Origin of the sequence: Cellulosimicrobium composti (genome assembly GCF_009711085.1) — a bacterium.
GTDB lineage: Bacteria > Actinomycetota > Actinomycetes > Actinomycetales > Cellulomonadaceae > Cellulosimicrobium > Cellulosimicrobium composti.
On record NZ_WMKA01000009.1, the window covers coordinates 66,959 to 91,261 of the forward strand.

The 24,303-nt window shown below is 73.6% G+C and carries 18 protein-coding genes; 12 read left to right on the forward strand and 6 right to left on the reverse strand.

The annotated features are described in order from the left end of the window. Positions 1-103 precede the first annotated feature (103 nt). The 3 genes from GJV82_RS06050 to GJV82_RS06060 all read left to right on the forward strand — a co-directional run bounded on the left by GJV82_RS06050 (position 104) and on the right by GJV82_RS06060 (position 4,604). Positions 104-1,156 carry a uroporphyrinogen decarboxylase/cobalamine-independent methonine synthase family protein gene (locus GJV82_RS06050; protein ID WP_024839240.1) on the forward strand — a complete coding sequence of 351 codons (1,053 nt, stop codon included), beginning with the start codon at positions 104-106 and terminating at the stop codon, positions 1,154-1,156. A gap of 200 nt (positions 1,157-1,356) precedes the next feature. After that, positions 1,357-2,130: an HAD family hydrolase gene (locus tag GJV82_RS06055; protein ID WP_155098602.1), complete on the forward strand. Its 774-nt coding sequence runs from the start codon at positions 1,357-1,359 to the stop codon at positions 2,128-2,130. After that, positions 2,127-4,604 (forward strand): glycoside hydrolase family 65 protein, encoded by a 2,478-nt coding sequence (locus tag GJV82_RS06060; RefSeq protein WP_318657343.1) that lies wholly within the window; start codon positions 2,127-2,129, stop codon positions 4,602-4,604. Before GJV82_RS06055 ends, GJV82_RS06060 begins: the two co-directional genes overlap by 4 nt. Positions 4,605-4,697: 93 nt before the next feature. Here GJV82_RS06060 and GJV82_RS06065 read toward each other — a convergent pair whose 3' ends face one another. Continuing rightward, positions 4,698-6,911 carry a prolyl oligopeptidase family serine peptidase gene (locus tag GJV82_RS06065; RefSeq protein ID WP_155098603.1) on the reverse strand — a complete coding sequence of 738 codons (2,214 nt, stop codon included), beginning with the start codon at positions 6,909-6,911 and terminating at the stop codon, positions 4,698-4,700. A gap of 206 nt (positions 6,912-7,117) precedes the next feature. Between GJV82_RS06065 and adhE the strand changes: the two genes are divergently transcribed. From adhE to GJV82_RS06080, 3 genes are all read left to right on the forward strand, one after another. Further along, positions 7,118-9,862 (forward strand): bifunctional acetaldehyde-CoA/alcohol dehydrogenase, encoded by a 2,745-nt coding sequence (adhE, locus tag GJV82_RS06070; RefSeq protein ID WP_155098604.1) that lies wholly within the window; start codon positions 7,118-7,120, stop codon positions 9,860-9,862. A 196-nt stretch (positions 9,863-10,058) separates the two neighbouring features. After that, complete coding sequence (locus GJV82_RS06075; protein ID WP_231492774.1) at positions 10,059-10,295, forward strand: helix-turn-helix domain-containing protein; 237 nt, start codon at positions 10,059-10,061, stop codon at positions 10,293-10,295. A 65-nt stretch (positions 10,296-10,360) separates the two neighbouring features. Then, positions 10,361-10,750: a DUF6907 domain-containing protein gene (locus GJV82_RS06080; RefSeq protein WP_143314189.1), complete on the forward strand. Its 390-nt coding sequence runs from the start codon at positions 10,361-10,363 to the stop codon at positions 10,748-10,750. 7 nt (positions 10,751-10,757) lie between these two features. On the opposite strand, the gene GJV82_RS06085 is transcribed toward GJV82_RS06080, so the two are convergent. Further along, positions 10,758-11,501 carry a response regulator transcription factor gene (locus GJV82_RS06085; RefSeq protein ID WP_318657344.1) on the reverse strand — a complete coding sequence of 248 codons (744 nt, stop codon included), beginning with the start codon at positions 11,499-11,501 and terminating at the stop codon, positions 10,758-10,760. Beyond that, complete coding sequence (locus GJV82_RS06090) at positions 11,498-12,715, reverse strand: sensor histidine kinase (protein WP_155098605.1); 1,218 nt, start codon at positions 12,713-12,715, stop codon at positions 11,498-11,500. The genes GJV82_RS06085 and GJV82_RS06090 overlap by 4 nt, the downstream gene beginning before the upstream one ends. 304 nt (positions 12,716-13,019) lie before the next feature. Here GJV82_RS06090 and GJV82_RS06095 point away from each other — a divergent pair, with 304 nt between their 5' ends. Continuing rightward, positions 13,020-13,514: a M15 family metallopeptidase gene (locus GJV82_RS06095; RefSeq protein WP_318657345.1), complete on the forward strand. Its 495-nt coding sequence runs from the start codon at positions 13,020-13,022 to the stop codon at positions 13,512-13,514. A 63-nt stretch (positions 13,515-13,577) separates the two neighbouring features. Further along, positions 13,578-15,986 (forward strand): NAD-dependent DNA ligase LigA, encoded by a 2,409-nt coding sequence (ligA, locus tag GJV82_RS06100; protein ID WP_318657346.1) that lies wholly within the window; start codon positions 13,578-13,580, stop codon positions 15,984-15,986. Positions 15,987-16,001: 15 nt separating this feature from the next. Here the strand turns inward: ligA and GJV82_RS06105 are convergent, their stop codons facing one another. From GJV82_RS06105 to GJV82_RS06115, 3 genes are all read right to left on the reverse strand, one after another. Next, a complete protein-coding gene (locus GJV82_RS06105) occupies positions 16,002-16,895 on the reverse strand; it encodes a dihydrodipicolinate synthase family protein (RefSeq protein WP_155098607.1) in 894 nt (297 codons plus the stop codon). A gap of 40 nt (positions 16,896-16,935) precedes the next feature. Continuing rightward, positions 16,936-17,601, reverse strand: a complete 666-nt coding sequence (locus GJV82_RS06110; RefSeq protein WP_155098608.1) for a ThuA domain-containing protein — start codon at positions 17,599-17,601, stop codon at positions 16,936-16,938. Positions 17,602-17,679: 78 nt separating this feature from the next. Then, positions 17,680-18,861, reverse strand: coding sequence for an ROK family transcriptional regulator (locus GJV82_RS06115; RefSeq protein ID WP_024839228.1), 1,182 nt, complete (start codon positions 18,859-18,861; stop codon positions 17,680-17,682). A gap of 400 nt (positions 18,862-19,261) precedes the next feature. Here GJV82_RS06115 and GJV82_RS06120 point away from each other — a divergent pair, with 400 nt between their 5' ends. The 4 genes from GJV82_RS06120 (at position 19,262) to GJV82_RS06135 (ending at position 24,291) form a co-directional block, all read left to right on the forward strand. Then, complete coding sequence (locus GJV82_RS06120) at positions 19,262-20,782, forward strand: sugar ABC transporter ATP-binding protein (protein ID WP_081772180.1); 1,521 nt, start codon at positions 19,262-19,264, stop codon at positions 20,780-20,782. Next, positions 20,779-21,819 (forward strand): ABC transporter permease, encoded by a 1,041-nt coding sequence (locus GJV82_RS06125; protein WP_024839226.1) that lies wholly within the window; start codon positions 20,779-20,781, stop codon positions 21,817-21,819. The genes GJV82_RS06120 and GJV82_RS06125 overlap by 4 nt, the downstream gene beginning before the upstream one ends. 109 nt (positions 21,820-21,928) lie before the next feature. Then, complete coding sequence (locus GJV82_RS06130) at positions 21,929-22,999, forward strand: substrate-binding domain-containing protein (protein ID WP_155098609.1); 1,071 nt, start codon at positions 21,929-21,931, stop codon at positions 22,997-22,999. Positions 23,000-23,118: 119 nt separating this feature from the next. Beyond that, positions 23,119-24,291, forward strand: coding sequence for a Gfo/Idh/MocA family protein (locus GJV82_RS06135; protein ID WP_024839224.1), 1,173 nt, complete (start codon positions 23,119-23,121; stop codon positions 24,289-24,291). Positions 24,292-24,303 lie beyond the last annotated feature (12 nt).

The following is a 24,303-nucleotide window of genomic DNA, read 5'->3' on the forward strand; positions in this document are numbered from 1 at the left end:
GGGGTCGCGGCACGGCTCGGTGTACCGGTGTGCTCCTGGAGAGAGGTGGACGGCACGTGGTTCGTGACGACGGGCGGGGCACGACCTCGCGCGGGGGTGCGGCATGACGGCGGTCGGCGGGCTCGGGCCCTGGCCGGGCGGTGAGGGCTCCGACGTCCTCGAGGCCCAGCTCACGGTGCTGGGCGACCTCGCCGAGCTCCCCACGGGCGTGCGCGGCGTGCCGTTCCTCGTGCAGCTCCCGGGCCGCGGCCCGGGAGCGGACGCGACGGGCCGCACGGCGGCGCTGCTGCCCGGCCTGCCGGTCGAGCTCGGGCCGCACGGCTGGAAGCTCGCCGACCACCCGGGCGCCGACCTGCGGCGCGCGCAGGGGTACCTGCGCGAGGACGTCGAGGCGCTCGCCATCGCGGCCGCCGGGTACGCCGGGCCGCTCGCCGTCACCGTGACGGGGCCGTGGACGCTCGCCGCCGACGTGTACCTCGCGCGCGGCGACCGCGTCCTGTCCGACGCCGGCGCCGTGCGGGAGGTCGTCGAGGCGCTCGCCGCGGGCGTGGCCGAGCACGTCGCCCAGGTGCGCCGGCAGGTACCGGGCGCGGACGTCGTGGTGCACGTCGACGAGCCGCTCCTCGCGCAGGTCGGGGCGGGCGTGCTGCCCACGTTCTCGGGGTACTCGCGCCTGCGCGCGGTCCCCGGGCCGGACCTCGTGGACGGGCTGCGCCCCGTGCTCGACGCGGCACGCGCGGCGTCGGCCGCCTCGGTCGTGCACCTCGGGTCCGCCTGGGTCGGTGTCGCCCCGGCCGTGCTCGCGGGGGCGGACGCCGTGGGCGTCACGCTCGGCGCGTGGGACGAGCGGCTGTGGGAGACCCTCGCGCGCGCGTCCGAGCGCGGCGTGGGGCTGTGGGCCGCGCTCCCGCCCGCCAGGGTGTCGCAGTGCGCGGGGCCGGCGCTCGGCGAGCTCGCCGACCTCGTGAGCGTCCCGTGGCGCCGCATCGGGCTGCCGCTGCCGGCGCTCGACGCCGTCACGCTCCTCGGCGCACCGCGCCCGGGCGCGGGCACGGGACCGGGCCGGGGGGTGGCCGGCACGCCGGACGAGCACCGCGCGCTGCTGGCGAACCTCGGCCGCGTCGCGGAGGCGCTCGCCGAGCGCGCCCACGCCTGACGCGCGGGCGCGCCGGGGGAGACGTCCGCGCGACCCCGCCGACGCCGTCCTCCCGCTTCCCGCGCACGGCTCGCGGTGCGTACGCTTGTCCTCGCGCGGCGGTCACGACGGCGACGTGCGGACGTGCCGTGCGACGGCACCTCCCACGACGCGGACGTGACCGGGCGCCGACCCACGTCCCCCCACCGCGAAGGACTCCCATGCCCGTCCTGCGAGCCGTGCTGTTCGACCTCGACGGCGTGCTCACGCCGACCGCCGAGATCCACATGCGCGCCTGGGAACGGCTGTTCGCGCCCTACTGCACCGCGCACGGCCTCGCCCCGTACACCGCCGCGGACTACTTCGCGTCGATCGACGGCAAGCCCCGGTACGACGGCGTCGCGACGTTCCTCGCGTCGCGCGGCGTCGAGCTGCCGCGCGGCGAGGCGTCCGACGCCCCGGGCGAGGGCACGGTGTGCGCGCTCGGGAACCGCAAGGACGAGATCGTCAACCGCATGTTCGCCGAGGAGGGCATCGCGCCCTACCCGGGCTCGGTCCGCTTCCTCGACGACGTGACGCGCGCGGGGGCCGCCGTCGCCGTCGTCTCGTCCTCGCGCAACACGCCCGCCGTCCTCGCGGCCGCCGGCCTCGCGGACCGGTTCGCGGTCGTCGTCGACGGGAACGTCGCCGCGCGCGAGCACATCGCGGGCAAGCCCGCGCCCGACACGTACCTGCGCGCGGCCGAGCTCCTCGGGGTGCCCGCCGCGGAGGCGGTCGTCGTCGAGGACGCGCTCTCGGGCGTCCAGGCGGGTGCCGCCGGCGGTTTCGGCCTCGTGCTCGGGGTCGACCGCGGCGTCGGCGCGGCCGCGCTGCACGCGCACGGGGCGGACGTCGTCGTGACCGACCTCGGCGACCTCGACGCGACGGTCCTCGACCGCCCGCGCGTCGCGACGGACGCCGCCGCGGCCGCCCCCACCGAGGGAGGGGACGCGTGATCCGCCGCACCGCCGACGAGCAGGGCACCGTCGACCGCCTGCGCTTCCCGGCCGAGCCGTGGCGGCTCGTCGAGTCGCAGTTCTCCGCCGAGGACCTCGGCGTGACCGAGACGCTGTTCGCCGTCGCGAACGGCTACCTCGGCATGCGCGGCAACGTCGAGGAGGGCCGCGAGTCCCACGCGCACGGGACGTTCATCAACGGGTTCCACGAGACCTGGCCGATCCGGCACGCCGAGGAGGCGTACGGGTTCGCGCGCGTGGGCCAGACCATCGTCAACGTCCCCGACGCGAAGGTGATCCGGCTCTACGTCGACGACGAGCCGCTGCTGCTGCCCGTCGCGGACCTCGTCGACTACGAGCGCTCGCTCGACCTGCGCGACGGCGTCCTGCGGCGCGAGCTCGTGTGGCGCACGCCGTCGGGCAAGCGCGTGCAGATCCGCTCGCAGCGCGTGGTGTCGTTCGTCGAGCGCCACCTCGCGATCATGACCTTCGAGGTCACGATGCTCGACGACGCGGCGCCGGTCGCGATCTCGTCGCAGATCCTCAACCGCCAGGACGGCCAGGACGAGTACCACGTGCGGTCCGCGTCGCTCGGCGAGGGGTTCGACCCGCGCAAGAGCAACCAGTTCACCGGGCGCGTGCTGCAGCCGCAGACGCAGTGGGGCGACGACGAGCGCCTGGTGCTGTCCTACCGGTGCACCAACTCCGGCATGACGCTCGCCGTCGCGGCCGACGACCTGCTCGAGACCGAGAACGACTGGGACGTGCGCACGCAGGTCGACGAGGACCTCGCCAAGCACGTGTTCCGCGTGCAGGCGGAGCCCGGACGGCCGATCCGGCTCACCAAGCTCGTCGCGTACCACACGTCGCGCGGCGTGCCGTCGCGCGAGCTCGTCGACCGCTGCCGCCGCACGCTCGACCGGGCGCGCGAGACGGGCGTCCAGGCTCAGCTCGACCTGCAGCGCGAGTGGCTCGACGACTTCTGGGCGCGCTCCGACGTCGAGGTGCCCGGCCAGCCCGGCATCCAGCAGGCCGTCCGCTGGAACCTCTTCCAGCTCGCCCAGGCGACGGCGCGCGCCGAGGGCAACGGCGTGCCGGCCAAGGGCCTCACGGGCTCCGGGTACAGCGGGCACTACTTCTGGGACACCGAGATCTACGTCCTGCCGTTCCTCACGTACACGAGCCCGCGGTACGCGCGCAACGCGCTGCGCTTCCGCTACCAGATGCTCGACGCCGCCCGGCGTCGCGCCGCGGAGCTGTCCCAGAAGGGCGCGCTCTTCCCGTGGCGCACGATCAACGGCGAGGAGGCGTCGGCCTACTACGCGGCGGGCACCGCGCAGTACCACATCGACGCCGACGTCAGCTACGCGCTCGTGCAGTACGTGCGCGCGACGGGGGACCGGGACTTCCTGCGCCGCGAGGGCGTCGACATCCTCGTCGAGACCGCCCGCATGTGGGAGGACCTCGGGTTCTGGCGCGCCAACGGCGACGACAACTTCCACATCCACGGCGTGACCGGTCCGGACGAGTACACGACCGTCGTCAACGACAACCTCTTCACGAACGTCATGGCGCGGTTCAACCTGCGCGCCGCGGCGTTCGTGGTGGAGCGCATGAAGGCGGAGCACCCGGAGGACTACGCGCTGCTCGTGGACCGCCTCCAGCTCGGCGCCTACGAGGCCTCGGAGTGGGTGCGCGCGGCCGACCACATGTCGATCCCGTACGCCGAGAACATCGGCATCCACCCGCAGGACTCGCACTTCCTCGAGCGCGAGATCTGGGACCTCGCGCACACGCCCGCGGACAAGCGGCCGCTCCTGCTGCACTACCACCCGCTCGTCATCTACCGCTACCAGGTGCTCAAGCAGGCGGACGTCGTGCTCGCGCTGTTCCTCCAGGGCCAGCACTTCACGCCCGAGGAGAAGCTCGCCGACTTCGAGTACTACGACCCGCTGACCACGGGCGACTCCACCCTCTCGGGCGTCGTGCAGTCGATCGTCGCTGCCGAGGTCGGGTACCACGAGCTCGCGCTCGAGTACTTCATCTCGTCGCTGTTCGTCGATCTCGCCAACCTCCACGCGAACGCCTCCGACGGCGTGCACGTGGCCTCCGCGGGCGGCACGTGGTCGGCGCTCGCGTACGGGTTCGGCGGCATGCGCGACTCCGACGGCGAGCTCTCGTTCGACCCGCGCCTGCCGCAGGGGTGGGAGTCGCTGACGTTCCGCGTCCAGTGGCACGGGTCGCGCCTGCGCGTCACCGTCGAGCCCGACGCGATCGAGCTCGACGCCGAGACGGGCGACGGCGCGCAGGTCACGGTGCGCGGCGAGCAGGTCAAGGTCGTGCCGGGCGAGGTCGCGCGCGTCGCGCTCGACGGTCAGGGGCCCGTGCGCCCGGGCCGCCCGAGCCTGCGCGCGCTGTCCGGCAACCGTCGCGAGGACGGCACGCTCATCACCGCGACGGTGCCGCACTCCTGAGGCCCGCCCCGACGTCGCCGAGCAGGTGGTCCCGGCGCGTCCGGCAACCCGGGCGCGCCGGGACCACCTGCTCGACCCGCCAGGAGCGTCCGGTCAGGCGAGGCGCTCGGCGAGGAAGCGGTAGTGCACCGCGGCCATGTGCGCGGCCTGGGCGTTGTTCGCGGCGCCGCCGTGGCCGCCCTCGATGTTCTCGTAGTACGTGACGTCCTTGCCCGCGGCGAGCATCGCCGCGGCGAGCTTGCGTGCGTGGCCGGGGTGGACGCGGTCGTCCTTGGTCGACGTCGTGAACAGCACGGGCGGGTAGTCGCGCTCGGGGTCGAACAGGTGGTACGGCGAGAACGTGCGGAGGAACTCCCACTGCTCGGGGTCGTCCGGGTCGCCGTACTCGGCGGCCCACGACGCGCCGGCGAGGAGCTTCGTGTAGCGGCGCATGTCGAGCAGCGGGACGCCGACGATCACGGCGCCGAAGAGCTCGGGGTACTGCGTGAGCATGTTCCCGGCGAGCAGGCCGCCGTTGGAGCGGCCCTCCATGCCCAGGTGCTCGGGCGTCGTGATCCCGCGGGCCACGAGGTCGCGCGCGACGGCGGCGAAGTCCTCGTAGGCGCGGTGGCGGTTCGCCCGGAGCGCGGCCTGGTGCCAGGCGGGGCCGTACTCGCCGCCGCCGCGGATGTTCGCGACGACGTAGACGCCGCCCTGCGCCAGCCAGGCCCGTCCGAGCGCGCCGGAGTAGGCGGGGGTGAGCGAGATCTCGAAGCCGCCGTACCCGTACAGCAGCGTCGGGGCGGCGCCCGTGCCCTCGACGAGGTCCGCCCGGCCGACGACGAAGTACGGCACGCGCGTGCCGTCGTCGGACGTGGCGAAGTGCTGCGCGACGGTCATGCCGTCGGCGTCGAAGAACGCGGGGTTGGACTTGACGACCTCGGGCGCGCCCGCCTCGCCGGGGTGGTCGCCGAGCGACACGAGCGAGAGCGTCGTGGGCGTCAGGTAGTCGGTCGTGACGAGCCAGAGGTCGTCGGAGTCGACGGGGTCCACCGCGCCGACGGCGACCGTCCCGAGCGCGGGCAGGCCGGGGAGCTCGGAGCGCACCCACGGCGCGTCCGCGGCGTCCTGCGCGGCGGGCGTCCCGTCGCCGGCGGTCGCGGAGGCGTCCGGCGGGGTGAGCACGTGCAGCCGGTTCTTCACGTCGTCCAGGACGTTGACCACGAGGTGGTGGCGCGTCCACGTGGCGCCCGCGAGCGACGTCGTCGCGCTCGGCTCGAAGAGCACGGTGAAGCCGCGGTCGCCTGCGAGGAAGTCGTCGAAGCGGGCCGCGAGGAGCGAGCCCGCGCGGTAGGTGGCGCCGCCGACGGTCCAGTCGTCGCGCAGCTCGACGAGCATCCACTCGCGGCGCACGCCGACCTCGGCCGAGTCCGGCACGTCGATCTTCGTCAGGCGCTGCTCGGGCGTCCCGGGATTCTCGGCGAGGTAGAGCTCGTCGGAGTAGAAGGCCTTGGACCGGTGCACGAAGTCGCGCTCGAACCCGGGCGTGTGCGAGCGCCAGGCCGAGATGTACATGTCCTCGTCCGTGCCCTCGTAGACGGTCACGGCGTCCTCGAGCGGGGTGCCGCGCGTCCAGAGCTTGACGACGCGCGGGTAGCCGGAGGGCGTGAGCGTGCCCTCCCCGAAGTCGGTGAAGACGTACACGGTGTCGGCGTCGAGCCAGCCGAGCGAGCCCTTCGCCTCGGCGCGGAGGAAGCCGCCCTCCTCGGGCGCGACGAACCGCTTCTCGACGAGGTCGAACTCGCGCGTGACGTCGGCGTCGGAGCCGCCGGGGGAGAGCTCGACGAGCGCGTGGCGCCACGGCTCGCCCGCCGCGAGCTGCTCGGGCGTCGGGCGCAGGACGGTCGCGCCGTGCCAGACCCAGGACTCGCCCTCGGCGGCGGCGAGCGCGTCGAGGTCGAGCACGGTCTCCCACTCCGGCTCGTCCGTGCGGTAGGAGTCGAGCGTCGTGCGCCGCCAGACGCCGCGCTCGTGCTGCGCGTCGCGCCAGAAGTTGTAGTACCGGTCACCGATCTTCGAGACCTCGGGGATCCTGGCGTCGGAGTCGAGCACCTCGCGGATCGCGCGCTCGGTCGCCGTGAACGCGTCGGCGGTCTCGAGCGTCGCGGCGACCTCGGCGTTGCGCGCCCGGACCCAGGCCAGGGCCTCGTCGCCGTCGACGTCCTCGAGCCACAGGTAGGGGTCGTGCGCCGCGGCGTGGTCGGCGGGGACGGCTTGGCCGGAGCTCTCGGGTGCGCGGGAGGGGCTCGTCGTCTGCTCGGCGGTCATGGTCCCCCACCCTACGGCGACGGCGCGCGTGGTGGTGCGGAGGTCACGAGGGCGGCGGGACCTTGGGCCCGCACCGCGGCGGAGACCTTGTGGGGCCCGGCATCTTGTGAAAGTCTTCACAAGTAGAGAGACCGCTGAAGGAGCCGGGGCAATCCGGCCCCGGCAGCACCCGCGGCCGACGCCCGCCCGGGCACCGGAGGGGACGCATGAGCGCGACGAGCGCCCGCACGACGACCGAGACCCGCACCGAGGACACGCGCACCACCCACGAGATCGACGTCCTCGTCGAGCGCGCCCGCAAGGCGCTCGAGCAGTTCATGAGCCTCACGCAGGAGGACGTCGACCGGATCGTCCTCAAGGCGTCCGTCGCCGGCCTGCACCAGCACGGCCACCTCGCGCAGATGGCCGTCGCCGAGACCGGGCGCGGCGTCTTCGAGGACAAGGCGACGAAGAACATCTTCGCGTGCGAGCACGTGCCCAACTCGATGGCGAACCTCAAGACGGTCGGGGTCATCGGTCGCGACGAGCTCACGGGCGTCGTCGAGATCGCCGAGCCCGTCGGCGTGGTGTGCGCCGTGACGCCGGTGACCAACCCGACGTCGACCACGATCTTCAAGTCGCTCATCGCGCTCAAGACGCGCAACCCCGTCGTGTTCGCGTTCCACCCGAGCGCGCAGCGCTCGTCGGTCGAGGCGGCCCGCATCGTGCGCGAGGCCGCGGTCGCGGCCGGCGCACCGGAGGACTGCATCCAGTGGGTCGAGCACCCGTCGATCGAGGCGACGAACACGCTCATGCACCACCCGGGCGTCGCGCTCATCCTCGCCACGGGCGGCAACGGCATGGTCCGCGCGGCCTACTCGGCCGGCAAGCCGGCGCTCGGCGTCGGCGCGGGCAACGTCCCCGCCTACGTCGAGAAGAGCGCCGACCTCGGCCGCGCGATCAACGACGTCGTGATGTCGAAGGCGTTCGACAACGGCATGGTGTGCGCGTCGGAGCAGGCGCTCATCCTCGACGACGTCGTCTACGACGACGCGATGCGGGAGCTGGCCCGCCTGCACGCCTACCGCGCCACCCCGGCCGAGAAGGCGATGCTCGAGCGCCTGATCTTCGGCGTCGAGGCGACGGGCGCGAACTGCGCCGGCGCCAAGCTCAACCCGCAGGTCGTGGGCAAGTCGCCCACCTGGATCGCGCGCGAGGCCGGCTTCGAGGTCCCCGACGACACGTCGATCATCCTCGCCGAGATCGACGACGTCGGCCCCCACGAGCCGCTGAGCCGTGAGAAGCTCACGCCCGTCCTCGCCGTCCTGCGCGCGCGCGACACCGAGCACGGCGTCCGGCTCGCGGAGCGCATGGTCGAGCTCGACGGCCTGGGGCACTCCGCCGCGATCCACACGGCGGACGAGGCGCTGGTCGAGGAGTACGGCTCGCGCGTCAAGGCGGTGCGCGTGCTCTGGAACAGCCCGACGTCGCTCGGCGGCATCGGGGACATCTACAACGCGCTGCTCCCGTCGCTCACGCTCGGCTGCGGCAGCTACGGCGCCAACTCGGTGTCGAACAACGTCTCGGCGGTCAACCTCATCAACGTCAAGCGGATCGGGCGGCGCAACAACAACATGCAGTGGTTCAAGGTGCCGGCCAAGACGTACTTCGAGCCCAACTCGATCCAGTACCTCGCGCAGATGCGCGACGTGCACCGCGTCACGATCGTCACCGACAAGGTCATGAGCCGCATCGGCGTCGTGGACCGCGTGCTCGACGTCCTCGCCCGCCGCGAGGAGAAGGTCGCGATCCAGGTCATCGACGCGGTCGAGCCCGAGCCGAGCGTCGGGACCGTGAACCGCGGCGCGGAGTCGATGCGCGACTTCGAGCCGGACACGATCATCGCGATCGGCGGCGGCTCGCCGATGGACGCCGCCAAGGTCATGTGGCTGCGGTACGAGCACCCGGAGATCGAGTTCGCCGACATGCGCGAGAAGTTCTTCGACGTGCGCAAGCGCGCGTACAAGTTCCCGGAGCTCGGGGGCAGAGCGAAGCTCGTGTGCATCCCGACGTCGTCGGGCACCGGCGCGGAGGTGACGCCGTTCGCGGTCATCACCGACCCGGAGACGGGCTTCAAGTACCCGCTCGCGGACTACGCGCTCACCCCGACCGTCGCCATCGTCGACCCGGTCCTCACGGACACCATGCCGGCGAAGCTCGCGGCCGACTCGGGCTTCGACGCCCTCACGCACGCGACCGAGGCGTTCGTCTCGGTCTACGCGAACGACTTCACCGACGGGCTGTGCCTGCAGGCGATCAAGATGGTCTTCGAGAACGTCGAGGACTCGGTCACGCAGGGCGCGGCGGCCCCGAAGGCCCGCGAGAAGATGCACAACGCGGCGACCATCGCGGGCATGGCGTTCGGCTCGGCGATGCTCGGCATCGTGCACGCCATGGCGCACACCGTGGGCTCGACCTTCCACCTCGTGCACGGGCGCACCAACGCGGTGCTCCTGCCGCACGTGATCCGCTACAACGGCCAGGTCCCCACGAAGCTCACGAGCTGGCCCAAGTACGAGCGCTACGTGGCCCCGGAGCGGTTCCAGGAGATCGCGAAGCACCTCGGCCTGCCGGCCTCCACCCCGGAGGAGGGCGTCGAGTCGTACGCGACGGCGGTCGAGGAGCTGCGGGCCAAGGTCGGCATCGAGCCGACGTTCGCCGCGCAGGGCGTCGACGAGCGGGCGTTCATGAGCCGTCTCGACGACCTCGCGCTGCGGTCGTTCGAGGACCAGTGCGCCCCCGCGAACCCGCGGATGCCGGTCCTGGAGGACATGCGCGACATCCTCGTCGCGGCCTACCGCGGCAGCAGCCGCGAGGTCGTGCGTGCCGAGCGCCTCGCGGCCCACGAGGGCGCGGGCGCGCAGGACGAGCGGGCGGTGACCCCGTCCGCCGGGAGCGTGGCGGCCGGCTGACCCTCCCGGCCCCACGAGAGCGGAGCCCGACGGCGCGAGTCCCCTCCCGCCGTCGGGCTCCGTCGCGTGACGGGAGCCGGCGGCGTGTGCTATCTATGAGTAGCAGCGTCCGCGGGCGCCCTCGCCGCGCGGGGGAGGGGGCCGTTCGAGAACGGGAGTGATACCGATAAGTCTGTAGACCGAGGAGTAGCGCTGGGTGACGGTTGCACGCGTGCAAGGAGATCTGCAGCGCGCGCTGGGTGAGAACCTGCGGACCCTCCGGGTCCGCCGCGGGATGAGCCAGGAGGACTTCGCCGAGTTCCTCGGCGTCCACCGGACCTACATGGGCGGGGTCGAGCGCGGCGAACGCAACCTGACTCTCCGCTCCGTCGAGAAGCTCGCCGAGCGGCTCGACGTCGACCCCGTCTCGCTCCTCCGTCCACCGCCTTCGTAAACGGCGCGGTCCGGCGTGTCGGACGCCCCCGGCATCATGGTCCCGTCGCCGGGGAGGTGATCGGCATGACGGACGTGCTCGACAGCACGACAGGGGGATCAGCAGTGTGGGCTTCGCCGCTCGGGAGGCCGTCCTGGCAGGTGGACGACTGCCCGCCGTGGTGCGTGGCCGTCCACGAGGAGGGCGACCACCCGCACGACCGCAAGCACCTCGGCCCGGAGCTCACGGTGCCCGCCACGACCCTCGCGCCGCGCGCGTCCTCGGACGGCGTGCAGCGGGACGAGCGGTCGGCGTCGGAGCTCGTGGTGTCGCTCCACCGCCGGGACGGGTCCCACGACACCTGGGTCTACGTCGGCGACGGGTTCGAGCAGCGCCTCGAGGTCCTGCTCGGAGACATGTGGCGCATCGTCGAGGCGTTCGGGCAGGCCGTGGAGGGCCTGCCCCCGGAGGCGTGAGCCGGGCTCAGTCGGCGCCGCCCGGCCGCACGACCCCGGCCTCGTAGGCGAGGATGACGAGCTGCACCCGGTTCGTCAGCCCGACCTTGGTGAGGAGCGACCGCACGTGGCTCTTCACGGTCGCCTCGGTGAGGTGCAGCTCCGCGCCGATCTCCCGGTTGGACAGGCCGCGCGCGACCGCGAGCAGCACCTCCCGCTCGCGCGGCGTCGCCGCGTCGAGCCCGGCCGGCGCGTCGCCCGTCGCGGCGTCGGCGCCCGGGAGCGGAGCGTGCCGGGCGAGCTCGACGTACGTCGAGATGATCCGACCGGTGACCGCCGGGTCGAGCAGGGAGTCGCCCGCGCGGACGCGGTGCACGGCGTCGACGAGGGTCTGCGGGTCCGCGTCCTTGAGGAGGAACCCCGCGGCCCCGGCGCGCAGCGCGCCGTACACGTACTCGTCGTCGTCGAACGTCGTGAGCACGAGGGTGCGCACGTCCGCGAGGTCGGGATCCGCCACGATGCGCGCGGTCGCCTCGATGCCGTCGAGCCGCGGCATGCGGACGTCCATGAGCACGACGTCGGGGCGCAGGGCGCGTGCCATGGCGACGGCCGTCTCCCCGTCCCCGGCCTCGCCGACCACGGTGACGTCCGGCTCGTTGTCGAGGATCATCCGCAGGCCGAGCCGGATCGTCGCCTGGTCGTCCACGACGACGACGCGGACCGAGGAGAGCGCGGCGCCGGCCCCGTCGGCGCCCGGCGCGGGGGCGGTCACGCGCCCTCCCGGGGGATGCGTGCCTCGACCGTCCAGCCGCCGCGCCCGTCCGGCCCGGCGGAGAGCTCGCCCCCGGCGGCGAGCGCGCGCTCGCGCATCGAGGTCAGCCCGTGGCCCCGGCGGCCGTCGGTGCTCGGCAGGGGAGGGCCCGCGTCGTGGACGCGCAGGCGCAGGTCGGGCGCGTCGTCGGTGAGCGTCACGGTGACGTCGCGGGCGAGCGAGTGCAGCAGCACGTTCGTCAGGGCCTCCTGGGCGATGCGGACGACGGCGAGGCCGGTCTCGGCGCTCGTCGTCGGCCAGGAGTGGGGGAGCGTGAGGGCGACGTCGCGGCCCGCGTCGCGCAGGCGGCGCGCGGCCGCGCGGAGCTCGTCGGGGGTGCGGGTGCCGTCGGGCGTCGGGGCGAGGGCGGCGGTCCCGCCGTCGGCCTCGGTGTCGCGCCGCAGCACCTGGACGACCGAGCGCATCGCGGTGAGCGCCTGCTTGCCCTCGTCGGAGATCCAGCGCACGGCCTCGGCGGGGGCGCCGGGCTGGTTCGCCGCGACGCGGTCCGCGGCCTGCGCCCGCACGACGATCGCGGACATGTGGTGCGCGACGACGTCGTGCAGCTCGCGCGCGATGCGCGTGCGCTCCGCGAGCACGGCACGCTCGGCGAGCTCGGCCTGGAGGGCCTGGAGCTCCGCGTTGCGTGCGCGCAGGCGCTCCGACGTGAGCGCGAGGCGCCGGAAGAAGTACCCGGCCGCGACGGCCCCCAGCGCGAGCGCGAGCGCGACGAGCACGTCGGACGGCGACCGGCCGAGCCACAGCGGCGAGGGGGGCTGCAGGGGGAGCGCGAGGTGCGGGCGCTCCCAGAGCTGCAGCGCGAACGCCGAGAGGCCGCTCGCGAGCGCCGCGAGCGGCCACGGCACGGCGCCCGAGCGCGTCGCGGCGAAGCCCGCCACGAGGAGCGGGATCAGCTCGAACGGCGTCTGCATGGTCCACGGCAGGGCGAGCGGGTAGAGCATCGCCGTCGTCCAGAACAGCGGGCCCGGCACCACGCGGCGCAGCGCGAGGGTGAGCACGATCCACAGGCCCGCCACGCGGTACGACTCCGGGTTCCGGGGGTACCAGTAGTCGCCGCTCTCCATCACGGTGATGACGGTGAACCACACGGCGCCCGCGGCGAGCGCGACCGCGAGGTCCTGCGCCCAGGCGGGCAGGCGGGTGAGCTGTGGCACGCGTCCACGGTAGCCGCGCGCCGGTCGCCGCGGGACAGCCCGGGGTGGCAGACCGGGGCCGGGTGCGGCTCCGCCCCAGGGCTGAGCCGCGTCGGGCCGCGGGCTGACGGCGCGCGCCCGCGTGCGCCGGACGGCGGGGGTGCACGAGTCGCCGACGGGTCGATGCGGCGGGGCGGGCGACCGGGCGAGCCTCGGTGCATGACCACGACACGAGTCCGTCCCGCCCGTCCCGACCTCCCCGCGCGCCACGTCCCTGGCCGCCCTCCTCGCCCGCGCCGGGCGCTCCGCGGGCACCGTCGTGGCGGTGGTCGCCGTCGCCGCGGCGCTCGGGTGGGCGGCCACGGGAGCGCTCGACGCGGTGCGCGGGTCCGACCGCGGGGACGCGCCCGTCGCCGCGGCGACACCGAGCCCGCCGGCCGCGACGGGCCTCGATCCGGAGCTCGAGCGCCGGTTCGACGCCGCGCGCGCCGCCGCCGACGCGGACGGCGTCGAGCTCCGCCTCACGTCCGGGTGGCGCACCGCCGCGGAGCAGCAGCGGCTCGTCGAGGCCGCGCTCGAGCGCTACGGCTCGGCGCAGGAGGCGCACCGGTGGGTGCTGCCGCCCGAGACGTCGGAGCACGTGGCGGGCCTCGCGATCGACGTGGGCCCGACGGACGGCGCGCTGTGGCTCGAGCAGCACGGCGCCGAGTTCGGCCTGTGCCGCACGTACGCGAACGAGCTGTGGCACTTCGAGGCCGCGACGGAGCCGGGCGGGACGTGCCCGCCGATGCACGACGACGCGTCCCACGGGTGGGGTTGAGCGCCCGGGCGGGGCAGCGCGGCGGGGGCGGCGGATGTCGGCGGTCCGCGCGATGATGTGCGGGTGAGCGAGAGCATCCCGACGTCCGCACCGACCACCCCGACCGCGACGGACCCGGACGCCCCCGCGGCGACGTCCGCCGCCGAGCTCGACGAGGCGGGTGCCCAGCGCCGCTGGTCCGAGCTCGTCGCGCAGATCGAGGCCGACCAGCGCGCGTACTACGAGGAGGACCAGCCGGTCTCCTCGGACGCCGAGTACGACGCGCGGATGCACGAGCTCCAGGCGCTCGAGGCCGCGCACCCCGCGCTCCAGACGCCCGAGTCGCCCACGCAGCGCGTCGGCGGGCGTGCGGCCGCGGGCTTCGCGACCGTCCAGCACCTCGAGCCGATGCTCTCGCTCGACAACGCGTTCTCCGCCGAGGACCTCGCGGCCTGGGCCGCGCGCGTGCACCGCGACCTCGGGGTGGGCGAGGACGCGGCCGTGGACTACCTGTGCGAGGTGAAGATCGACGGCCTCGCGATCGCGCTGCTCTACGAGAAGGGCCGGCTCGTGCGCGCCGCCACGCGCGGCGACGGCCGCACCGGCGAGGACGTGTCCGCGAACGTGCGCACCATCGGGAGCATCCCGCAGCGCCTCGGCGGCGACCCGGCGACGCACCCGGACGTCATCGAGATCCGCGGCGAGGTCTTCATGGGAGTCGCTGACTTCGCGGCCCTCAACGAGAAGCTCGTCGCCGCGGGCCAGGCCCCCTACGCCAACCCGCGCAACACCGCGGCCGGCTCGCTGCGGCAGAAGGACCCGGCGGTCACGGCGAGCCGCAACCTGCGCATGTACGCGCACGGCGTCGGCGCGCTCCAGTGGGAGGCCGGCGAGCACGCCGAGCTCGCGCGCCAGTCCGACGCGTACGCGCTGTTCGAGCAGTGGGGCGTGCCCGTCTCGCCGCACAACCGCGTGGTGCACGGCCTCGACGAGGTCATGGACCGCATCGCGTACTTCGGGGAGCACCGCCACGACATCGAGCACGAGCTCGACGGCATCGTCGTCAAGGTCGACGAGCTCGCGCTCCAGCGCCGCCTCGGCGCCACGAGCCGCGCGCCCCGGTGGGCCATCGCCTACAAGTACCCGCCCGAGGAGGTCAACACCCGGCTGCTCGCCATCCAGGTCGGCGTCGGGCGCACGGGGCGCGCGACGCCGTACGCCGTCATGGAGCCGGTCAAGGTCGCGGGCAGCACCGTGCGCCAGGCGACCCTGCACAACCAGGACGTGGTCCGCGCCAAGGGCGTGCGCATCGGCGACATGGTCGTGCTGCGCAAGGCGGGGGACGTCATCCCGGAGATCCTCGGCCCGGTCGCGGCGCTCGCGGACGACGGCTACCCGCGCGAGGACTTCGTCATGCCGACGAACTGCCCGGAGTGCGGCACGCCGCTGCGGCCCATGAAGGAGGGCGACGTCGACCTGCGCTGTCCCAACGCCGAGTCGTGCCCGGCCCAGGTGCGCGGGCGCGTCGAGCACATCGGCTCGCGCGGAGGGCTGGACATCGAGGTGCTGGGCGAGGTCACCGCGGCGGCGCTCACGCAGCCGCTCGAGCCCGCCGAGCCGCCGCTGCGCACGGAGGCGGGGCTGTTCGACCTCAGCGTCGAGCAGCTCGTGCCGATCCGCGTCGTGGTGCGCGACGCCGAGACCGGGCTGCCGCGCGAGTACGACGGCACGGGCGAGCCGGCCGAGATCACGATGCCCGACGGCTCGACCGCGACCGTCAAGTCCGTGTGGCCCTTCCGGAAGAAGCGCAAGCTCTCCAAGGCCGCGGAGCGGGCGGCGATCGAGGCGGGCGAGCCGCTCTTCGAGGCGTCGACGAACGCGACGAAGCTCGTCGAGGAACTCGAGCTCGCGAAGACGAAGGACCTGTGGCGCATCCTCGTGAGCCTCAACATCCGCCACGTCGGCCCGGTTGCCGCGCGCGCCCTCGCCGACTGGTTCGGGTCGCTCGACGCGATCCGCGCGGCGTCGCGCGACGAGCTCGCCGCGGTCGAGGGTGTGGGCCCCGTGATCGCCGACCAGGTCGTCGAGTGGTTCACGGTCGACTGGCACGTCGAGATCGTCGAGCGCTGGCGTGCGGCGGGCGTGCGGTTCGAGATCCCCGGCCATCCCGGTCCCGGTGCCCGGCAGGAGCCGACGGGCCCGCTCGCCGGCCTGACGGTCGTCGTCACCGGCTCGCTCGAGGGCTTCAGCCGCGACGGCGCGAAGGAGGCCGTCATCGCCGCGGGCGGCAAGGCGTCGGGGTCGGTGTCGAAGAAGACGGACTACGTCGTCGTGGGCGCGAACGCGGGCTCGAAGGAGACGAAGGCGCGCGACCTCGGCCTGCCGATCCTCGACGAGGAGGGTTTCGTCGCGCTCCTCGCCGGCGGCCCCGAGGCCGTGGCCGACCGCGTGGGCGGCGACGGGACGGGCGCCGCCCCTGACCCCGAGGCCTGAGGCGCACCCGCCGCCTCAGGTCGTGACGGGGCGCCGGGCCACGACCTCGCGCAGGCGCGCGACGTCGTCGGGCGGGACCGGGAGCGACGGGCCGCGCGGGGGAGCGGTCGGCACGCCGAGCAGGGTCGCGAGCGCGTGGAGCCCGCTCACCGGACGGATCCCGGCGAGCACCCCGGTGAGGTCGTGCAGCCACGCCAGGAGGTCCGGGTCGGGCTCCGTGCCCGCGACCCGGGCGTGGCGGAGCGCCACGTAGTCGGCGGGGACGAGGGCCGCGAGGCCGGTGTGCCAGGCGTCCGCCGCCTCGGCACCGTCGACGATCGCGGCGTCGCCGCTCAGCCCGACGCTCACCCCGAGACCGGCGGTCGCCGCCCGCAGCGCGGCGACCCGGCCGGTCGGCCGCGCCGGCGTCGACGCCGGGTCCTTGACGGCCGTCACGGTCGTCGTGCGCGCGAGCCGTGCGAGCGCGTCGGGCGTGAGGTCGTATGCGGTCTGCACGCTCCGGTTGTAGAAGCACACGGGCAGGTCGACGGCGGCGGCGACGGCCTCGAACAGGGCGACGACCTCCCGCTCGTCGAGCGGCAGGTACGAGAAGGGCGCGAGCACGAGACCGTCCGCGCCGCCGTCGCGCGCGGCGCGGGCGCGGGCGAGCACCTCGCGCGTGGAGGACCCGCTCACCGCGACGTGCACGGGCACCGGTGCGGCGCCGTCGGGGGAGGGCGCGGCCCGCGCGGCACCGACCGCTCCACGAACCACGACGTCGCGCTCGTCGGCGTCGAACGTCACCCCGGCGCCGGAGGACGCGAGCACGACGGCACCGCGGACCAGGTGGCCGAGCGTGTCGAGGTCGGGCGCGCCGCCGGGGGCGAGCGGCGTGATCGGGTAGGCGAGGAGGCCGTGGAACGAGGTCACGCGCCGAGTCCAGGGAACCCGGCGCGCGGCGGGACGGGCGTCAGCGGCTCGCCCAGAGGATGCCGCGCTCGACGATCGTGCGGACGGGCGGGACCTCGAGGTCGGCGAGCTGGTGACCCGCCGCGCACACGAAGATGCGGCCGGCGCCCCAGCGTCGCGTCCACACGGCCGGCGACACGACCGGCTCGTGCCACGGGTCACCGTCCTGCGGGACGATGGTCGTCGTCGCGAGGACCTCGTTGTACGAGTCCGCGAGCACCCAGTACTGCTCGGAGTGCAGCGAGATCGGGCCGATCCCGGCGACGATGGGGTGGTCGGCCCGCTCGGGCACGATCTCGATGGTGTGGTCGATGAGGTCGTGCGCGTGCGCGGCGAACTGCCCGCCCACCATCTGCAGGTAGTCGGTCGCGAGGCGGAACGAGTCGACGATGCCGCCGTGCCAGCCCGCGAACCCGGTGCCGTTGGCGACGGCCGTGCGCAGCCCGCGCATCTCGTCGGGGAGGATCTCGCCCATCGTCCAGCACTGGACGACGAGGTCGATCCCCGCCATGAACTCCTGGTCGGCGTACGCCTCCAGCGACCCTTCGAGCGTCACGTCGAAGCCGGACGCCTCGAGGAACGGGACGAACAGCTCGGCCGCCTCCTCGGGTGCGTGCCCGGGCCACCCACCCCGGACCACCAGCGCTCGACGGTCCCGCTCGGTCATGACTCCTCCTCGTGCCTCGTCACACTCTGCGCGCCCGCGTGCGCGGGCAGCGGCCCCCGGCGACCGCGCCCCCGCCGCTCAGGCGATGAGCGCGTCGATCGCTGCGGGCGAGAGTACGTGATCCACAGCCATGGCGCTCGCACCGAGCACGCCGGCCTGGCCGCGCGCCTGCGAGGTGACGATACGCAGGTGCTGGGTCGCGAGGGGGAGCGACCGCTGGTACACGATCTCGCGGATGCCCGCGATGAGGTGCTCGCCCGCCTCGGCGACGATGCCGCCGATGACGATGAGCGAGGGGTTCAGGAGGCTCACGCACGCGGCGAGCACCGAGCCGATGTCACGCCCTGCCTGGCGCACGGCCTGGCTCGCGGCGAGGTCGCCGGCGCGCACGAGCGCGACGACGTCGGCGCTGTTGCTCGCGTCGAGCCCGGCGGCCGCGAGCGCGGCGGCGACGGCCTGGCCGCTCGCGACGGCCTCGAGGCACCCGACGTTCCCGCAGCGGCACGGGACGTCGGCCGCGCTCGGCACGGCGACGTGCCCGATGTCGCCGGCGGCGCCCTGGGCGCCGCGGCGCAGCTCGCCGTCCGCGATGATCCCGGAGCCGATGCCGGTGGCGACCTTGACGAAGAGCATGTCCGTCACGGCGGGCCACGCCGTGCGGTGCTCGCCGAGCGCCATGATGTTGACGTCGTTGTCCACGAGGACCGACGCGTTGAACCGCTTCTGGAGGATCCCGGGGACGTCGACGTCGTCCCACGCGGGCATGATCGGCGGGTTGATGGGCCGGCCGGAGGAGTGCTCGACGGGCCCGGGGAGGCCGACGCCGACGCTCACGAGGTCGTCGAGGCTGCGGCCCGTCGTCGCGACGAGCTTCTCGCCCGTGTCCGCGACCCACGACAGCACGACGTCGGGGCCGTCCGCGATGGCGAGCGCCGCGTCCGTCTCCGCGAGCACGTTCGACGCGAGGTCCGTGACGGCGAGCCGCGCGTGCGTCGCGCCGAGGTCGACCGCGAGCACGATGCGCGCCTCGGGGCTGAAGGCGAAGGTCACGGGCGGGCGGCCGCCCGTCGAGCTCGCCTCGCCCGCAGGGGCGATGAGGCCCGCCGACATGAGGAGGTCGATCCGGGCGGCGATGGTCGACCGCGCCTGTCCCGTGATCGCTGCGAGGTCCGCGCGCGTGCGCGGCTGACCGTCCCGGAGCAGCTGGAACATGTCGCCGGCGCCGGTCGGGCGCGGCGCGAACTTCAGCAGTTCCTCCATGGGCACAGTGAATCACGGAGCCTCTCGTCGGTCGTCCGTTCGTGCCGGACGAGTCATCGGCTTTTGCTTGACGATCGCCAAAAGGTACCCTACTGTCCCGTCTCAAGGCGACATGGACGTCGCCGAAGATCCGGAGGCCCGACGGCGGGCCTCGTCCGGGCGCCGAGTCGCCCCACCCCAGCTCCCCATCCCGACTTTCCTCCAGGAACCGCAGCGTTCCGCAGGTTGTGCGCCTCCCTCCCCGATGTCACCGCTGTCGGCGACGGCGAACCCCTCGGATGGGAGCGTTCTCGCGATCCGTCACGAAGCGCGCACTTTTGACGGTAACGAAGTCGTAACAGCGGCAAAAGGTCGCGATCTTATGATTGACGCTCGTCAAAAGGTCGGCTAGGTTCACCGCATGGTCACCGCAGACCCTCCCCAGCCGCTCCTGCAGATGCAGGGCATCGTCAAGGTGTTCCCCGGGGCGCGAGCGCTCGACGGCGTCGATCTCGAGGTCCTCCCGGGCGAGGTCCACTGCCTCCTCGGGCAGAACGGCGCCGGCAAGTCCACGCTCATCAAGGTGCTCGCCGGGGCGCACCAGCCCACCGAGGGGCAGATCCTCCTCGACGGCGAGCCCATCACCATCTCCGACCCCGTCACCGCCCTGCGGTACGGCGTCGCGACGATGTACCAGGAGCTCGACGTCGTCGACGGCCTCACCGTCGCCGAGAACGTCTACCTCGGGCACGAGCTCGCCACCGCGGGGTTCTCCCAGCGGCGCGAGGCCGTGCGTCGCACACGGGAGATCCTCAGGCGGCTCGGCCACGCGGAGGTCTCGCCCACCCAGGAGGTCGGGCACCTGTCCGCGGCCGGCAAGCAGATCGTCTCGATGGCGCGTGCCCTGTCGCACGACGCGCGCGTCATCATCATGGACGAGCCGTCGGCCGTGCTGGACTCCGAGGAGGTGGGCAACCTCTTCCGCGTCGTCAAGGAGCTGACCAAGGCGGGCGTCGCGGTCGTGTACATCTCGCACCGCCTCGAGGAGATCCGCGAGATCGGCGACCGCATCACCGTGCTCAAGGACGGCCGCACCGTCGCGCAGAACCTCCCGGTCTCCGAGACCCCGACGCAGAAGCTCATCACCCTCATGACGGGCCGCACCGTCGAGTACGTCTTCCCCGAGGCCCCCGAGACCTCGGACGACGCACCCGTCGTGCTGGACGTCGAGGGACTGGGCCTGCGCGGCGTGTTCGAGGACGTGTCGCTCCAGGTGCGCGCGGGGGAGATCGTCGGTCTCGCCGGTCTCGTGGGCGCGGGGCGCTCGGAGATCATCGAGACGATCTACGGCGCGCGACGCGCGACCGCCGGCACGGTCACCGTCGACTCCAAGAGGCTGCGCCCGGGCTCCGTGGCCGCCGCGGTGGACGCCGGGATCGGGCTCGCGCCCGAGGAGCGCAAGAGCCAGGGGCTCCTGCTCGACGAGCCGGTCTACCGCAACGTCACGCTGTCGACGTTCGCCCGCTTCGCACGGGGAGGACTGCTCGACGAGCGCGCCGAGCGTCGCGCCGCCAAGGAGCAGGCCGACTCCCTGGAGCTCCGTCCCGCAGGCGTCGAGCGCCCGATCCGCACGCTCTCGGGCGGGAACCAGCAGAAGGCGATGCTCGCCCGCTGGCTCGTCCACGGCTGCCGCGTCCTGCTCCTCGACGAGCCCACGCGCGGCGTGGACGTCGGCGCGCGCGCCGAGATCTACGCCCTCATCCGCAGGCTCGCCGACGGGGGTGCGGCCGTCGTCGTCGTCTCCAGCGAGATCCCCGAAGTCCTCGGCCTCGCCGACCGCGTCCTCGTCGTCTCCGAGGGACGCGTCGTGCACGAGGGGCCCTCGAGCTCCATCGACGAGCACCAGGTGCTCGACATGGTCATGGAAGGAAGTGTCGCGTGAGCGAGCAGCAGGTGTCGGCATCGGTGCCGACGAACAAGCCGGACGCCGACGAGTCGGCCCGGGTCGAGAAGGCCGCGAGCGAGCGTCGCAAGAGCGGGTTCATGTCCGGGGCGGCGGGTCGGAACGTCGGCCTCGTCGTCGCGCTGCTCCTCCTGTGCGTCGTGGGCTTCGCGACGGGCGGCGAGCGGTTCCTGAGCCTCAGCAACCTCATGACCATCCTCAGCCTCGGGTCGGTCCTGGGCGTCGTGGCCATCGGCATGACGTTCGTCATCACGACGGGCGGCATCGACCTGTCGGTCGGCTCCGTGCTCGGGCTCGCGTCGGTCTGGGCGACGACGCTCGCGACCCAGTCGTACGGGTGGGTCGTCATGGTCATCTGCGCGCTCGCGGTCGGCGTCGGCGCCGGGCTGCTCAACGGCCTCATCATCGCCTACGGGCGGGTCGTGGCGTTCATCGCGACGCTCGCGATGCTCGTCGCGGCGCGCGGCCTCGCCGAGCTCATCGCGCAGAAGCGGACGCAGATCGTGGACGTCCCGGCGTTCAACGACGTCTTCAAGGGCAACATCCTCGGCGTCCCGAAGATCGTGTGGATCTTCGCGATCGTCGCCGTGCTCGGCTGGTTCCTCTTCAACCGCACGACGTTCGGCCGCCGCACGGTGGCCGTGGGCGGCAACGCCGAGGCGGCACGCCTGGCCGGCATCAAGGTCAAGCGCCACCTCGTGTACGTGTACGCGCTCTCGGGGCTCACCGCGGGCATCGCGGGCGTCATGATCCTCGCCCGCACGAGCGCCGGCTCGTCGACGAACGGCCTGCTCCTCGAGCTCGACGTCATCGCGGCGGTCGTGGTCGGCGGGACGCTGCTCGCGGGCGGTCGCGGCACGATCGTCGGCACCGTCCTGGGCGTCCTCATCTTCACGACGCTCACCAACGTCTTCATCATCAACAACATCGACAGCTCGGTCCAGCAGATCGCCAAGGGCGCCATCATCGTCGGCGCCGTGCTGCTCCAGCAGCGCCTGACGCGGCGGACCACGTAGCGCCGCCGGACCGGCTCGTCGCACCACCCACGGTTCCGCACCCTCCGTGGCGGTACCCCCACAGTTCCCCCGAAGTTCCTCCCCGCAGGACAGCATCGAAGGAGATCCCATGTCCGCACGCACCACCCTCCGTCGCCGCATCACGCTCGCGACCGTCTCCGCGGCCTCGGTCGCCCTGATCGCCACGGCGTGCACGTCGAACACGCCGACCGCCGAGAACACGGCGGACGGCAACGACGGCGGCGGCGGCTCGAGCCAGGCCGTCTCCGACAACGACGCCCCGGGCGACCCGATCGTCATCGGCTTCTCCGCCCCCGCCGCCGACCACGGCTGGATGGGTGCCATCACGAGCGCGGCGGAGGCCGAGGCCGAGAAGTACGAGGACGTCGAGCTCCGCGTCGCCGACGGCACGAACGACGTCAACGTCCAGATCAGCCAGATCGAGGGCTTCATCAACGACGGCGTCGACGCGATCGTGCTCCTGCCGTTCGACGGCGCCGCGCTCACGGACGTCGCGACGAAGGCGATGGAGGCCGGGATCCCGGTCATCAACGTCGACCGCGAGTTCTCCAGCCCGTTCGCCGCCCGCACGACCGTCCTCGGCGACAACTACGGCATGGGCGTCAGCGCCGGCCAGTACATCTGCGAGCAGCTCGGCGACAACCCCGACGCGGTCGTCGCGGAGATCGCCGGCATCGACTCGCTCCCGCTGACGCAGGACCGCAGCCAGGGCTTCGCGGACGCGCTGTCCGACTGCGGCCTCGACGTCGACAACCGCGTCGCCGCCGACTTCACCGTCCAGGGCGGCGAGGCCGCGACGGCCAACCTGCTCCAGGCCGCGCCGCAGATCGACGCCATCTGGAACCACGACGACGACCAGGGCGTCGGCGTCCTCTCGGCGATCGAGAACGCGGGCCGCGACGAGTTCTTCATGGTCGGCGGCGCCGGCTCGGCGAACGTCATGGAGCACATCAAGGCCGGGGACTCGGTCCTCCAGGCGACGGTCATCTACCCGTCGACCCAGGCCGCGGACGGCATCAAGCTCGCCCGTCTGGTCGCGCACGAGAAGAACATGAGCGACCTGGCCTCCTCGGGCGTGCCGCGCACGGTCCAGCTCTTCGCGCCGGTCGTCACGAAGGACAACGTCGACCAGTACCTGCCCTCGGCATTCCAGTCCTGATCGACCGCTGACGGTCGTCGGCACGGAGCACGAAGACACGCGGACCACGCCCACGGTCCGCCCGGGCACGACCCGGCCGGACCGTGGGCGTGCGCCGTGAGGAGCACGGAAGGAACGTCATGGCAGGAAACGACGACGCGCAGCTCGGCGTCGGCATGGTCGGGTACTCGTTCATGGGGGCAGCGCACTCGCAGGCCTGGCGGACGGCTCCCCGGTTCTTCGACCTCCCGCTGACCCCGCGCATGCGGGTGCTCGGAGGCCGCAACCCGGAGGCGCTCGCCGCCGCCGCGCGCAAGCTCGGCTGGGAGTCCACCGAGACGCGGTGGCAGGCGCTCGTGAGCCGTGACGACGTCGACCTGGTCGACGTGTGCACGCCCGGCGACACGCACGCGGAGATCGCGATCGCCGCCCTCGAGGCGGGCAAGCACGTGCTGTGCGAGAAGCCGCTCGCGAACACGGTGGCCGAGGCCGAGACGATGGTCGCGGCCGCCGAGGCCGCGGCGCAGCGCGGGCAGGTCGCCATGGTGGGCTTCACCTACCGGCGCGTGCCGGCGATCCAGCTCGCGCGTCAGCTCGTCGCGGACGGGCGGATCGGCACCGTGCGCCACGTGCGCGCGCAGTACCTGCAGGACTGGATCGCCGACGAGGACACGCCGCTGTCGTGGCGCCTCGACAAGTCGAAGGCGGGCAGCGGGTCGCTCGGCGACATCGGGGCGCACGTCATCGACCTCGCGCAGTTCATCACGGGCGAGCGCATCACGAGCGTGTCGGGCCTGCTCGAGACCTTCGTGACCGAGCGCCCGGTCGCGACCGAGTTCGCCGGGCTGTCGGGCCAGGGCGGCACGGAGCGCGGCCCCGTCACGGTCGACGACGCCGCGGTCTTCCTCGCCCGGATGTCGGGCGGCGGCATCGGGACGTTCGAGGCCACGCGCTTCGCGTACGGCCGCAAGAACGCGATCCGCCTGGAGATCAACGGGTCGAAGGGCTCGGTCGCGTTCGACTTCGAGGACATGAACGTCCTGCACTTCTTCGACGCCGCGGACGACCCGGCGATCGCCGGCTTCCGGCGGATCGTCGTCACCGAGCCCCAGCACGCGTACGTCGCGCACTGGTGGCCCGCGGGTCACGGCCTCGGGTACGAGCACGCGTTCACGCACCAGGTCGTCGACCTGGTGGAGGGGATCGCGGCGGGTACGCACCCGGCCCCGACCTTCGCGGACGGCCTGGCGGTCCAGCGCGTGCTCGACGCGGTCGAGCGCAGCGCGGCGTCGGGCGCCTGGGTCGAGCCCTAGGGACCGGCCCGG

Bases quoted from the DNA above. Each gene is read 5' to 3' on its own strand.
- GJV82_RS06050 (WP_024839240.1), top strand. From the start codon at position 104: ATGACGGCGGTCGGCGGGCTCGGGCCCTGGCCGGGCGGTGAGGGCTCC.
- GJV82_RS06055 (WP_155098602.1), top strand. From the start codon at position 1,357: ATGCCCGTCCTGCGAGCCGTGCTGTTCGACCTCGACGGCGTGCTCACG.
- GJV82_RS06065 (WP_155098603.1), bottom strand. From the start codon at position 6,911: ATGACCGCCGAGCAGACGACGAGCCCCTCCCGCGCACCCGAGAGCTCC.
- adhE (WP_155098604.1), top strand. From the start codon at position 7,118: ATGAGCGCGACGAGCGCCCGCACGACGACCGAGACCCGCACCGAGGAC.
- GJV82_RS06080 (WP_143314189.1), top strand. From the start codon at position 10,361: ATGACGGACGTGCTCGACAGCACGACAGGGGGATCAGCAGTGTGGGCT.
- GJV82_RS06110 (WP_155098608.1), bottom strand. From the start codon at position 17,601: ATGACCGAGCGGGACCGTCGAGCGCTGGTGGTCCGGGGTGGGTGGCCC.
- GJV82_RS06115 (WP_024839228.1), bottom strand. From the start codon at position 18,861: ATGGAGGAACTGCTGAAGTTCGCGCCGCGCCCGACCGGCGCCGGCGAC.
- GJV82_RS06120 (WP_081772180.1), top strand. From the start codon at position 19,262: ATGGTCACCGCAGACCCTCCCCAGCCGCTCCTGCAGATGCAGGGCATC.
- GJV82_RS06130 (WP_155098609.1), top strand. From the start codon at position 21,929: ATGTCCGCACGCACCACCCTCCGTCGCCGCATCACGCTCGCGACCGTC.
- GJV82_RS06135 (WP_024839224.1), top strand. From the start codon at position 23,119: ATGGCAGGAAACGACGACGCGCAGCTCGGCGTCGGCATGGTCGGGTAC.